The sequence below is a fragment of the Klebsiella sp. 7-CIP_Kleb. genome, from assembly GCF_050378655.1.
Lineage (GTDB): Bacteria > Pseudomonadota > Gammaproteobacteria > Enterobacterales > Enterobacteriaceae > Klebsiella > Klebsiella quasipneumoniae.
Map to the genome: position 1 here is coordinate 179166 of NZ_JBNRLJ010000002.1, position 13077 is coordinate 192242.

11 protein-coding genes are annotated in these 13077 nt (G+C 59.6%); 7 read left to right on the forward strand and 4 right to left on the reverse strand.

Going from position 1 to position 13077, the window contains the following annotated elements:
* Positions 1-225: 225 nt before the first annotated feature.
* The 3 genes from phoP (at position 226) to ACQUTI_RS08550 (ending at position 3570) form a co-directional block, all read left to right on the forward strand.
* Entirely contained in the window at positions 226-897 is a 672-nt protein-coding gene (gene phoP, locus ACQUTI_RS08540) for a two-component system response regulator PhoP (protein ID WP_004206636.1), read from the forward strand.
* Positions 897-2363: a two-component system sensor histidine kinase PhoQ gene (phoQ, locus tag ACQUTI_RS08545; protein WP_428923240.1), complete on the forward strand. Its 1467-nt coding sequence runs from the start codon at positions 897-899 to the stop codon at positions 2361-2363. The genes phoP and phoQ overlap by 1 nt, the downstream gene beginning before the upstream one ends.
* A gap of 85 nt (positions 2364-2448) precedes the next feature.
* On the forward strand, positions 2449-3570 hold the full coding sequence (locus ACQUTI_RS08550; RefSeq protein ID WP_004206634.1) for a cupin domain-containing protein: 1122 nt from the start codon (positions 2449-2451) through the stop codon (positions 3568-3570).
* Positions 3571-3709: 139 nt separating this feature from the next.
* Here ACQUTI_RS08550 and pepT read toward each other — a convergent pair whose 3' ends face one another.
* On the reverse strand, positions 3710-4942 hold the full coding sequence (gene pepT, locus ACQUTI_RS08555; protein WP_004206633.1) for a peptidase T: 1233 nt from the start codon (positions 4940-4942) through the stop codon (positions 3710-3712).
* A 257-nt stretch (positions 4943-5199) separates the two neighbouring features.
* Here pepT and potA point away from each other — a divergent pair, with 257 nt between their 5' ends.
* From potA to potD, 4 genes are read left to right on the forward strand one after another with little or no spacing between them, the layout of a single operon-like run.
* Complete coding sequence (gene potA, locus ACQUTI_RS08560) at positions 5200-6336, forward strand: spermidine/putrescine ABC transporter ATP-binding protein PotA (RefSeq protein WP_004150811.1); 1137 nt, start codon at positions 5200-5202, stop codon at positions 6334-6336.
* Complete coding sequence (potB, locus tag ACQUTI_RS08565; RefSeq protein ID WP_004150812.1) at positions 6320-7177, forward strand: spermidine/putrescine ABC transporter permease PotB; 858 nt, start codon at positions 6320-6322, stop codon at positions 7175-7177. The genes potA and potB overlap by 17 nt, the downstream gene beginning before the upstream one ends.
* Positions 7174-7959, forward strand: coding sequence for a spermidine/putrescine ABC transporter permease PotC (potC, locus tag ACQUTI_RS08570; protein ID WP_004150813.1), 786 nt, complete (start codon positions 7174-7176; stop codon positions 7957-7959). Before potB ends, potC begins: the two co-directional genes overlap by 4 nt.
* Entirely contained in the window at positions 7956-9002 is a 1047-nt protein-coding gene (potD, locus tag ACQUTI_RS08575; protein WP_004206631.1) for a spermidine/putrescine ABC transporter substrate-binding protein PotD, read from the forward strand. Before potC ends, potD begins: the two co-directional genes overlap by 4 nt.
* A 44-nt stretch (positions 9003-9046) precedes the next feature.
* On the opposite strand, the gene ACQUTI_RS08580 is transcribed toward potD, so the two are convergent.
* The 3 genes from ACQUTI_RS08580 to ACQUTI_RS08590 form a co-directional block, all read right to left on the reverse strand.
* Entirely contained in the window at positions 9047-10771 is a 1725-nt protein-coding gene (locus ACQUTI_RS08580; protein WP_122543587.1) for an aldehyde dehydrogenase family protein, read from the reverse strand.
* On the reverse strand, positions 10768-12396 hold the full coding sequence (locus ACQUTI_RS08585) for a long-chain fatty acid--CoA ligase (RefSeq protein WP_122543585.1): 1629 nt from the start codon (positions 12394-12396) through the stop codon (positions 10768-10770). Before ACQUTI_RS08585 ends, ACQUTI_RS08580 begins: the two co-directional genes overlap by 4 nt.
* A 282-nt stretch (positions 12397-12678) precedes the next feature.
* Complete coding sequence (locus ACQUTI_RS08590) at positions 12679-13023, reverse strand: hypothetical protein (RefSeq protein WP_064187942.1); 345 nt, start codon at positions 13021-13023, stop codon at positions 12679-12681.
* Between the last annotated feature and the right edge of the window lie 54 nt (positions 13024-13077).

The window sequence follows — 13077 nt, forward strand, 5'->3', positions numbered from 1 at the left end:
AACATCACCAACCCGCTCACTGCCGCGCCCAGCCGCTGGGCGTTTGCTGAAATTACGCATAGAATGAAGGAGTTCCATACCCGCTGCGCAAAAGGCGCCGCTCAACGCCGGCCTGCCCGGCGATGCTCCACGCCGTTTGTATAAAAAGCTTTATTTAACAGCTGTTTATATTTTGCGTATATAATAAGCGTCAGACTACTTTCGAAATTGCAAGGGAGAACAGCCATGCGCGTACTCGTGGTTGAGGATAATGCCCTGCTGCGTCACCACCTCAAAGTTCAGCTCCAGGAGCTGGGCCATCAGGTCGATGCCGCAGAGGATGCCAAGGAAGCGGATTACTATCTGGGCGAACATCTCCCGGATATCGCCATCGTCGATCTCGGCCTGCCGGACGAAGATGGATTATCGTTGATCCGCCGCTGGCGCAGCCACGACGTGTCGCTGCCGGTGCTGGTGCTGACCGCCCGCGAAGGATGGCAGGATAAAGTCGAAGTGCTCAGCGCCGGGGCGGATGATTACGTCACTAAGCCTTTTCATATTGAAGAGGTTGCCGCCCGCATGCAGGCGCTGCTGCGCCGCAACAGCGGCCTGGCCTCGCAGGTGATCTCTCTGCCGCCGTTTCAGGTCGACCTCTCCCGGCGCGAGCTGTCGGTGAACGATCAGCCGATCAAGCTGACGGCCTTTGAGTACACGATTATGGAAACCCTGATCCGCAACCGCGGCAAAGTGGTCAGTAAAGATTCCCTGATGCTCCAGCTTTACCCGGATGCCGAACTGCGTGAAAGCCATACCATCGACGTGCTGATGGGCCGGCTGCGTAAGAAAATTCAGGCTGAATACCCGCAGGACGTCATCACCACGGTGCGCGGCCAGGGCTATCTGTTCGAACTGCGCTGATGAAGGGACTGTTGCGGCATATTTTCCCGCTGTCATTACGGGTTCGCTTCCTGCTGGCGACCGCCGGGGTGGTGCTGGTGCTCTCCCTGGCCTATGGCATGGTGGCGCTGGTGGGCTACAGCGTCAGCTTCGATAAAACCACCTTCCGTCTGCTACGCGGCGAGAGCAATCTCTTTTATATGCTAGCCAAGAGGGAGAACGGCGCCATTGATGTCGATATCCCGGAAAATCTGAATATGGAAAGCCCGACGGTGACCCTTATTTACGATGAGAAGGGCAAACTACTGTGGGCGCAGCGCGATGTCCCCTGGCTGACGAAGCGCATTCAACCGGATTGGTTGAAACGCAATGGCTTCCATGAAATTGAAGCCGATGTCGACAGCAGCAGTATGCTGTTGCGCAATAACCATGAGGTTCAGGAACAGCTGGACGCCATCCGCGAACAGGGCGACGATTCGGAGATGACCCACTCGGTGGCGATCAACTTCTACCCAGCCACCAGCAAAATGCCCCAGCTCAGTATCGTGGTGGTCGACACCATCCCGGTGGAGCTCAAGCGCAGCTATATGGTGTGGAGCTGGTTTATCTACGTGCTGGCCGCCAACCTGTTGCTGGTGATCCCCCTGCTGTGGGTCGCCGCCTGGTGGAGCCTGCGCCCCATCGAGTCGCTGGCCAAAGAGGTGCGCGAGCTGGAGGAACATCACCGCGAGAAGCTCAATCCCAACACCACCCGCGAGCTGACCCGACTGGTGAGCAACCTTAACCGGCTGGTTCGCAGCGAGCGTGAACGCTATGACAAATACCGCACCACCCTCACCGATCTCACCCACAGCCTGAAAACGCCGCTGGCGGTGATGCAGAGCACGTTGCGCTCGCTGCGCGGCGAGAAGATCAGCGTCGACGAGGCGGAGCCAGTGATGCTGGAGCAGATCAGCCGTATCTCGCAACAAATTGGCTACTATCTGCATCGCGCCAGCATGCGCAGCGGCGGCACCCTGCTGAGCCGGGAGCTGCATCCGATCGCCCCGCTGCTCGACAGCCTGACCTCCGCCCTCAATAAGGTCTATCAGCGCAAGGGGGTCAATATCTCGCTCGACATCTCGCCGGAGATCAGTTTTGTCGGCGAGCAGAACGATTTTATGGAAGTGATGGGCAACGTTCTCGATAACGCCTGTAAGTACTGCCTGGAGTTCGTGGAGGTTTCCGTGCGCCAGACCACCGACAGCCATCTGCACATCCTGGTGGAAGACGATGGGCCGGGGATCCCGCTGAGCCAGCGCCGCGCCGTCTTCGACCGCGGCCAGCGGGCGGATACTCTGCGTCCCGGCCAGGGGGTGGGGCTCTCCGTCGCCCGGGAAATCGTCGAACAATATGACGGGGAGATCATCGCCGGCGAGAGCCTGCTCGGCGGCGCCTGCATGGAGGTGGTGTTTGGCCGCCAGCTGATGGAAGATAAAGAGAGTTAATCGTTGAGTTTTTTCACGGCGCCTGCATCGCCGGGACGCCGCATCCGTTATAATCCCTGTCAGACACCTGCAGTGGAATATCAATATGGATTATCAATTAACGCTTAACTGGCCCGACTTTATCGAACGCTACTGGCAAAAACGGCCGGTGGTATTGAAGCGCGGCTTCGCCAATTTTATCGACCCGCTGAGCCCGGACGAACTGGCTGGACTGGCCATGGAGAGCGAGGTCGATAGCCGCCTTGTCAGCCATCAGGATGGAAAATGGCAGGTCAGTCACGGTCCCTTCGAAAGCTACGATCACCTGAGCGAAAACAACTGGTCCCTGCTGGTGCAGGCGGTTAACCACTGGCATGAGCCGTCTGCGGCGCTGATGCATCCGTTCCGCGCCCTGCCGGACTGGCGTATCGACGACCTGATGATCTCCTTCTCAGTACCGGGCGGCGGCGTCGGCCCGCATCTGGATCAGTATGATGTGTTTATCATTCAGGGCACCGGCCGTCGACGCTGGCGCGTCGGGGAAAAAGTGCCGATGAAACAGCACTGCCCGCATCCGGACCTGCTGCAGGTTGACCCCTTCGAGGCGATTATCGATGAAGAAATGGAGCCGGGGGATATTCTCTATATTCCGCCAGGATTCCCGCATGAGGGGTATTCGCTGGAAAACTCGCTCAACTATTCGGTCGGCTATCGCGCGCCGAATGCCCGCGAGTTGTTCAGCGGATTTGCCGACTACGTTCTCCAGCGCGAACTGGGCAGCCAGCGCTACGCCGATCCAGACGTGCCGTCGCGCGACCATCCGGCGGATATTTTACCGGCCGAACTCGACCGCCTGCGCGAGATGATGCTGGGGCTGATTAACCAACCGGAGCACTTTAAGCAGTGGTTCGGCGAGTTTATCACCCAGTCGCGTCATGAACTTGACGTCGCGCCGCCGGAGCCGCCGTATCAGCCTGACGAGATTTATGATGCCCTGCAGCAGGGCGATACCCTGGAACGCCTTGGCGGCCTGCGGGTGCTGCGCATTGACGGCGAGGTGTTCGTCAATGGCGAGAAGATCAACTCCCCGCACCGTCCGGCGCTGGACGCCTTAGCTACCCACCTGACGCTGCGCGCCGACCATTTTGGCGATGCGCTGGAAGATCCTTCCTTCCTCGCCATGCTGGCGGCGCTGGTCAACAGCGGCTACTGGTTCTTTGGCGACTGAGTCTCCATCCTGCCCGGCGGCACTGCCCTTGCCGGGCCTATGGGTTCTGTTGTCACCGGCTGGACCGTAGGCCGGATAAGGCGAAGCCGCCATCCGGCATCTTATGCGACAAGCAGAATGACCGGTCTGGTTGCGAAGGTTATTTCCCTGTTCGTGCCGCCGTCAGCTCGGCGATACGCACGATCACCTGCACCGCTTTCTCCATCCCTTCCAGGGTGACAAACTCATGTTTGCCGTGATAGTTGTAGCCGCCGGTAAACAGGTTCGGGCACGGCAGTCCCATAAACGAGAGCTGCGCGCCGTCGGTACCGCCGCGGATCGGTTTCATCTGCGGTTCGATATCGCAGTCCACCATCGCCTGGCGGGCAATATCGACCACGTGCGGGTGGGCGATCACCTGCTCATGCATGTTGTAATAACTGTCCTCGATCACCAGCTCGATATAGCAGTCCGGGTGTAGCCCCTTGCCCACCTTTTTGGCGATCTCCATCATCTTGCGCTTGCGCGCCTCAAAGTGCTTGCGGTCAAAATCGCGGATGATGTAGTGCATCTCGGCCCGATCGACGCTGCCTTTGATGCTGGTGAGGTGATAAAAGCCTTCATAGCCTTCTGTGGTCTCCGGCGCCTCGTCGGCCGGCACTTCGGCATGAATGCGCGCGGCCAGCGACAGCGCGTTGACCATCACCCCTTTCGCGGTGCCGGGGTGCACGTTGTTGCCGACGATCTTAATGGTCACCGAGGCGGCATTGAAATTTTCAAACTCCAGTTCGCCGACCCCGCCGCCATCTACGGTGTAGGCCCAGCGGGCGTCAAAGGCCTCGACGTCGAAATGCTTCGCCCCTTTTCCCACCTCTTCATCGGGGGTGAAGGCCACGCGGATATCGCCGTGGGGGATGTTTTTCGCCTGCAGGGTCGCCAGCGCGGTCATGATTTCGGCGATGCCGGCCTTGTCGTCCGCCCCCAGCAGCGTCTTCCCGTCGGTGGTGATCAGCGTCTGCCCCAAAAGCTGATGCAAAACCGGGAACATCACCGGAGAGAGCACCTCATCGCCAATGCCGAGCGCGATATCGCCGCCGCGATAGTTTTCGACAATCTGCGGGTTAACGTTTTTGCCGCTGAAATCCGGGGAGGTGTCGACGTGAGAGATAAAGCCGATGGCCGGGATATCGCCCTCAACGTTGGCGGGCAGGGTTCCCATTACCGTCCCTTTTTCACTCAGCGTTACCTTGACCAGTCCCATTTCTTCCAGCTGCGCCTGCAACAGGCGTAACAGCTTCCACTGCCCTTCCGTGCTGGGGACCTGACGAACGCCAGGCTTCGACTGCGTGTCCAAAGAAACGTACTGCAAAAAACGCTCAAGCAATTTATCCATGTAGCCACCCTCTTCTTTTGTGACAACATTATTGATAAGCCAGAAAAGACAAATATTGCGTCAGGTCATTTTTAGCCCGTAAAGCGAAATTTAATAACGGAACCGACGTTATGGTGTAAAGGTAGACTATGCGGGCGTATCAAGGATTGGCGATTACCCTCGTTTGCCGTAGAATGCTGGCCCTTATTAAAAACGTGCAACCCCAAAGGTGGTTAATCACAAACCCCGCAGCGGCCGGAAATTTCCGTTGCGTCTACATGGGACAGAGTCAAAAATTGAATATACAACCGCGTTCGCGTTCGCCGCTGGTGCATCTGGCGGGAATTCGCAAGAGCTTTGATGGTAAAACGGTCATCGATAACCTTAACCTGACCATCAACAATGGTGAGTTTCTCACCCTGCTTGGCCCCTCTGGCTGCGGTAAAACCACCGTTCTGCGCCTTATTGCCGGCCTGGAAAACGTCGACAGCGGACGGATCCATCTCGAAGATCACGATATCACTCATGTTCCGGCGGAAAACCGCCACGTTAATACCGTATTCCAAAGCTACGCCCTGTTTCCGCATATGACGGTGTTCGAGAACGTCGCCTTTGGCCTGCGGATGCAGAAAACCCCGGCGGCGGAAATCACACCGCGGGTGATGGATGCCTTAAAGATGGTGCAGCTGGAGGCCTTTGCCCAGCGCAAACCGCACCAGCTCTCCGGCGGCCAGCAGCAGCGCGTGGCCATCGCCCGCGCGGTGGTCAACAAACCGCGCCTGCTGCTGCTCGATGAGTCCCTTTCGGCGCTGGATTACAAGCTGCGCAAGCAGATGCAGAACGAACTGAAAGCGCTGCAGCGTAAGCTCGGCATCACCTTCGTCTTCGTCACTCACGACCAGGAAGAGGCCCTGACCATGTCCGATCGCATCGTGGTGATGCGTGATGGCAAAATTGAGCAGGACGGCACCCCGCGCGAGATCTACGAAGAGCCAAAAAACCTGTTCGTCGCCAGCTTTATCGGCGAGATCAATATCTTCGACGCCACGGTCATTGAACGCCTCGACGAACAGCGCGTGCGGGCCAGCGTGGAAGGGCGTGAATGCAACATCACCGTCAATTTTGCGGTGGAGGCCGGCCAGCGCCTGCATGTCCTGCTGCGCCCGGAAGATCTGCGCGTCGATGAGATCCACCACAACAGCGACGCCGACGGCCTGATAGGCTATGTCCGCGAGCGCAACTATAAGGGCATGACCCTCGAGTCGGTGGTGGAGCTGGAAAACGGCAAAATGGTGATGGTCAGCGAATTCTTTAACGAAGACGACCCGGATTTCGACCACTCTCTTGATCAGAAAATGTCTATCAATTGGGTAGAGAGCTGGGAGGTGGTGCTGGCCGATGAAGAACACCAGTAAATTCCAGAATGTGGTGATCGCCACCATCGTTGGTTGGCTGGTGCTGTTTGTCTTTCTGCCCAACCTGATGATCATCGCCACCAGCTTCCTGACCCGCGACGACGCTAACTTCGTCAAGCTGGTCTTCACGCTGGACAACTACTCGCGGCTGCTGGATCCGCTCTATTACGACGTGCTGCTGCATTCGCTGAACATGGCGCTGCTGGCGACCCTCGCCTGCCTGGCGCTGGGCTACCCGTTTGCGTGGTTCCTTGCCCGGCTGCCGCAGAAGGTGCGCCCCCTGCTGCTGTTCCTGCTGATCGTTCCCTTCTGGACCAACTCGTTGATCCGCATCTACGGGCTGAAGATTTTCCTCAGCACCAAAGGCTACCTTAACGAGTTTCTCCTGTGGCTGGGAGTGATCGACACGCCGATACGCATTATGTTCACCCCGTCGGCGGTGATTATCGGCCTGGTATACATCCTGCTGCCGTTTATGGTGATGCCGCTTTACTCCAGCATTGAGAAACTGGACCGTCCGCTGCTGGAAGCGGCGAAAGATCTCGGCGCCAGCAAGCTGCAGACGTTTATCCGCATCATCATTCCGCTAACCATGCCGGGGATCATCGCCGGCTGCCTGCTGGTGATGTTGCCGGCGATGGGGCTATTCTACGTTTCCGACCTGATGGGCGGCGCCAAGAACCTGCTGATCGGCAACGTGATCAAGAGCCAGTTCCTCAATATTCGCGACTGGCCGTTCGGCGCAGCAACCAGCATTACCTTAACCCTGGTGATGGGCCTGATGCTGTTGATTTACTGGCGCGCGGCGCGCCTGCTGAATAAAAAGGTGGAGCTGGAATGATCGGTCGACTGCTGCGCGGCGGCTTTATGACCGCCATCTACGCGTATCTCTACATCCCTATTATTATCCTGATCGTTAACTCGTTTAACCGGTCGCGCTTCGGCATCAACTGGCAGGGGTTCACCACCGACTGGTATAGCCTGCTGATGAACAACGATAGCCTGCTGCAGGCCGCCCAGCACTCGCTGACCATGGCGGTGCTGTCGGCGACCTTCGCCACCCTTATCGGCTCGCTGACCGCCGTGGCGCTGTATCGCTATCGCTTTCGCGGCAAACCGTTCGTTAGCGGTATGCTGTTTGTAGTGATGATGTCGCCAGATATTGTCATGGCTATCTCCCTGCTGGTGCTGTTTATGCTGATTGGCGTCCAGCTTGGCTTCTGGTCGCTGCTGTTTTCGCATATCACCTTTTGCCTGCCGTTTGTGGTGGTCACCGTATACTCCCGGCTGAAAGGCTTTGACGTGCGGATGCTGGAGGCGGCGAAAGATCTGGGCGCCAGCGAGATGACCATCCTGCGTAAAATCATCCTACCGCTGGCCCTGCCGGCGGTGGCCGCCGGGTGGCTGCTGAGCTTCACGCTGTCGATGGATGACGTGGTGGTCTCCTCGTTCGTCACCGGTCCGGGGTATGAAATCCTGCCGCTGAAGATCTATTCGATGGTGAAGGTCGGCGTTTCGCCAGAGGTGAACGCCCTGGCAACAATACTGTTGGTTCTGTCGCTGGTGATGGTCATCGCCAGTCAGTTAATTGCACGTGATAAAACTCAGGGGACGTTAAAATGAAAAAATGGTCACGCCACCTGCTCGCGGCGGGCGCTCTGGCAATCGGCATGAGCGCTGCCCACGCGGACGACAGCAAAACGCTCTACTTCTACAACTGGACCGAATATGTGCCGCCGGGCCTGCTGGAGCAGTTCACCAAAGAGACCGGCATCAAGGTTATCTATTCGACCTACGAGTCGAACGAAACCATGTACGCCAAACTCAAGACCTATAAAGACGGTGCGTACGACCTGGTCGTCCCGTCGACCTACTTCGTCGACAAGATGCGCAAAGAAGGCATGCTGCAGAAGATCGATAAGAGCAAGCTGACTAACTTCAGCAACCTCGATCCGCAGATGCTGAACAAACCGTTCGACCCGAATAACGACTACTCCATCCCCTACATCTGGGGGGCGACGGCTATCGGCGTTAACAGCGACGCTATCGATCCGAAAACCGTCACCAGCTGGGCCGACCTGTGGAAACCGGAATACAAAAGCAGCCTGCTGCTGACCGACGACGCGCGCGAAGTGTTCCAGATGGCGCTGCGTAAGCTGGGTTATTCCGGCAACACGACCGACCCGAAAGAGATTGAAGCCGCCTATAACGAGCTGAAAAAACTGATGCCCAACGTCGCGGCGTTTAACTCCGATAACCCGGCGAACCCGTATATGGAAGGCGAAGTGAACCTCGGGATGGTATGGAACGGCTCGGCTTATGTCGCACGCCAGGCCGGTACCCCGCTGGAAGTGATCTGGCCGAAAGAAGGCGGCATCTTCTGGATGGACAGCCTGTCGATTCCGGCAAATGCTAAGAACGTCGACGGCGCGCTGAAGCTGATTAACTTCCTGCTGCGCCCGGATGTCGCCAAACAGGTCGCGGAAACCATCGGCTATCCCACGCCAAACCTGGCGGCGCGCAAAATGCTCAGCCCGGCAGTGGCCAACGATAAATCGCTCTATCCGGACGCCGCCACCATCGAAAAAGGCGAATGGCAGAATGACGTCGGCAGCGCCAGCGCCATTTATGAAGAGTATTACCAGAAGCTGAAAGCGGGCCGCTAATCCCGCAGGGCGGAACCGCGGTTCCGCCCTTTTTTCCCCTCAGTTTAGCCTCTCAGCGCGCGCCAGAGGATCGCCGGCAGCTTGCGCCAGCGCGGCCGATGGTAAAAATCCACCAGCCGCTGCGCCACCGCTTCCTGCCCCCGGTGGGTAATAAACCAGGGCGGCAAAGGCATCAGCGTCAGTTCGCCATGCCACAGACTGCGCGGAAACGGCCGAAACGGCGCCTCAATCACCGTGCGCTCGGTTTTCTCCAGCATAAAGCTGTTATGCACCTTGCCCCGCCCGCTCTGAATATCGTCGAGCGTATGGCCAGGGAACGCCCCCCACGGGCAAGGGGCTAACAGGAAGGCTACCCCGCTCCAGCAGTTGATCGCCACCGTGCCGTAGCGCAGCTCGGCGATCAGCGCGTTAAAACGCTTACGCCCTATCGCTTTACGGGTGCGCGGGTGGATCACAATATTGGCCCCCAGCGTGCCCTGCAGCCGCTGATTGGCATAGCCGATCGCCTGACGCAGAAAGCTTTCCGCGCTGTCGGCCTCAAGGCGGGTGATCGACAGCCCCGGACCAAAGACCTCCTGCTGGCAGAAGTCGGGGTCATCCTCGGTGTTCGCCACAATCAACGGCAGCGCATCGCCGCGCGCTATCTCCAGCGGCTGGCGGGCGCGCAGGCGAAAGTTAGTCAACCGGTTTTCCGCACCGGGGTAATAGTCCTGGCGGGTATTGGCGGCGATCAGCCGGTACAGCTGGTTAAGCAGGGCCGACGCCGGCTCCCAGCCCTGCTGCAGGATCAGCACCTGGCTGGCCACGCAGTTAAACCCGCCGTTGTTCATTTTCTGCGTCGCCAGCTGCTGCGCCTGAAAAGCGATATCCGCCTCGCTCCATGGCCCGGGGACGATAATGGTGGGGCTGACCCCGCCCAGCTCTGAGGTCACCCGGCGCGGGTTCAGCGGCATCCCGGCGGCCCGACGCTGGCGAGCGGCCTCACCGTCGCCCCAGACGATGGCGTCATGGCTCTCCCGCGATCCGGTGATATGGATCTCATCGACAGCGGGATGGGTGGTCAGCCACGCCCCCGCCCGGGCGTCGCCGGTGACGATGCGGAGCGCATCCATGGCGATCAGCGGCGCCAGAGCCTGAGCCAGCAGATCGTGCAGATAATCATTCACCGGATTGAGCTTCAGCAGGCAGACCTGATTTTCAATAAACAGCTTGTGTAACACGTCCAGCGGCGCGATAGAGGCCACATTTCCGGCGCCGAGCACCAGCGCCAGCTTGCCCTGCCGCGCGGCCGGCGGGATGTCGTATGCGGCTGCCGCGCAGCGATCGAGATTGGCCCGGGTGACTCCCGGCTGCATCCAAATTTCAGCGCGAATACCGGAGAGCAGCAACCGATCCCAGAGCGTGCCGGGCACCACCCGCAGCGCCAGCCGGCCGTCCGCCAGCGTCCTCAGCGGGATCCGCCGCAGAAAGGTTTTCTCCTCCAGTTGCTCCAGGGTGGTGATAAGCCCGTTGCAGCCGACCATTAGCGCGCAGGGGCCCGCCAGCCATTCTTCGCCCGTCAGCGGATCCCCCGGCGGCAGCCCTTTAGCCCTCGCCGCCGCCTCCACCCACGCCGGCGCTATGCTGGCCAGGGCATCCTTGATCTGGCGCAGGAGCGCCAGACGACGGTTCACTGAGGTTTCCGCCCAGCGCTGGCGCGCCGCCGACAAGGCGTGCAGCGCTGCGTCATACTGAGAGCAGGTCGTCAGACCGGGTCGCGCGTGGCTCATTGTCCCTCACTCATTAAAATTTCCCCGTAGGCCTGGCGCAGCTGGTTTTTAAGCACCTTACCCGTGGCGCTGACCGGCAGCGCATCGACAAATATCACCCGGTCCGGGATCTGCCATTTAGGCACCCGTTTCTCAAACCAGGCCAGCAGATCGCTCTCCTCCACTTCCCCCCCTTCCGCGCGGACGCACAGCAGCACCGGCCGTTCGTCCCAGCGCGGGTGGCGGGCGGCGATGGCCGCCGCGCTGCGTACCGCCGGATGCGCGATGGCAATATTCTCCAGCTCAACGGTGGAGATCCACTCGCCACCGGACTTGATAATATCCTTTGCCCGATCGCTGATCACCAGATAACCATTGGCGTCGAGCGTACCGATATCGCCGGTATCAAACCAGCCTGCCGCGGTCAGGGCGCTTTCGTCCTGACCATAGTATTGCTCTACCACCCAGTGCCCCCTCACCTGCAGATACCCCTGACTTTGACCATCCCGGGGCAACGGTTCGCCATCCACGTCGACCACCTGCAGCTCGATGCCAAAAATAGGCCGCCCCTGACCGGTACGCTGCTTTTGCTGCTCCTGTGCCGGGAGGGCGTCATGTTTGCTCAACAGCGTGTTGATGGTGCCGATAGGCGATGTTTCGGTCATTCCCCAGGCGTGGGTCAGCGCAATGCCGTAATCGCGCTGAAAGGCCTCGGCCATCGACGGCGGCAGCGCGGAGCCACCAACCAGCGCACGTTTGAATTCAGGCATTCTCACGTCTGTCCGACGCATCGCCGCCAGCAAGCCGGCCCAGATCACCGGCACGCCAAACCCCACGGTTACTTTCTCGGCAGCCAGCAGCTGCAGCAGGCTGTCGCCATCGAGGTGCGGCCCCGGCAGCACCAGCCGCGCCCCGACCATGGCGGCGATAAACGGCGTCCCCCACGCGTTGACATGGAACATCGGCACCACCGGCAACAGGCTGTCCCTGGCCGATATCCCGGCGGCGTCCGGCTGATTGCCGCTCAAAGCGTGCAGGACCAGCGAACGATGGGTATTCAACACCCCTTTCGGCCGGCCAGTGGTTCCCGAGGTATAGCAGAGCGAGGCCGGCGTCAGTTCATTCAACTGCGGCCAGCGATAGTTTGCCATTCCCTGCTGCAACAGATCGTCATAAAACAGCAATGAGGGCAGCTGGCTGAGCGCCGCTTCGCTGCGCGGCTCCATCAGCACGACGTGTTTCACCGTCGGCAGCTGCGCCAGCAGCTGCGCTACCAGCGGCATAAAGGTCTGATCAAAGAACAGCACTTCGTCGGCAGCGTCATTGAGGATATACAGTAGATGGTCAACCGACAGCCGCGGATTGACGGTATGCGTTACCCAGCCGCCGGAGGCGACGGCAAAATAGATCTCCAGGTGGCGACGGTTGTTCCATGCGAGGGTGGCGCAGCGGGCGCCCGGTGGCAGCCCCAATGATGCCAGCGCCGACGCCAGCCGCTGAGCGCGGCAGGCCACCTCCCCCCAGCTGCTGCGCTCCTTCTCACCGCCAGCGCTCACCGAGACGATCTCGGTCTCGCTGTGGTATTGCGCCGCATGGCTGAGCAGCGCGGTGGTGGTGAGATCCTGATAAATCATCGGTGACGGCATGGCGGGGTCTCCTTTGCAGACTTCCGGGCGGGGGAACAGGGTCGCGGCGCGAACGTGCGGACGCCTATTGAATCTGGTCTACATTTGCCGGTATGCACAAAAAAACGTACAGAAATCAGCGGTCACGCACAAAATAGAGTAGGAAATCGCTCAGAAAGGAGAAGCCGAGAATGACAGGATGGAGATCATTGCCCGGCGCCGGTCCGGGCCATATCGTCAGAGCGACCGCCGGGGGCTGACGGTAGCCAGGAGAAAGTTATGCGCGTCTCAGGGGGAAGCGGATCAGCGTCGTCCGCCGTCGCGCTGACCTTTACCCTTCCCTTTTGCGGCTCGCCGCTGCAAAACACCCTCCATGATGCCGACAACCCCGTTGAGGGGTTTCCACAGCGCCACCAGCAGCAGCAACGGGCCGTATATTCGCACACCGCCGGTCGCTATCTGGCCGGTTAGCAACAGGGCTAAACCATCCAGCAGCAGGCACAATGCGCTGCCGGTGCCGACGAACAGACACAGCAGGAAGAGGATCGGTCGGCTGTCGGCGTGTAGCGGTAAAGCACGCTGGCTCCAGACGCCAACGAGAATGGCCGCGAACAACATGATCGCTTCGATAACCAGCGGATTATGCATGGTCTGACTCCTGTCATGACGTATCATCCTTGTCAGCAGCGCTGCCGGAGGCGG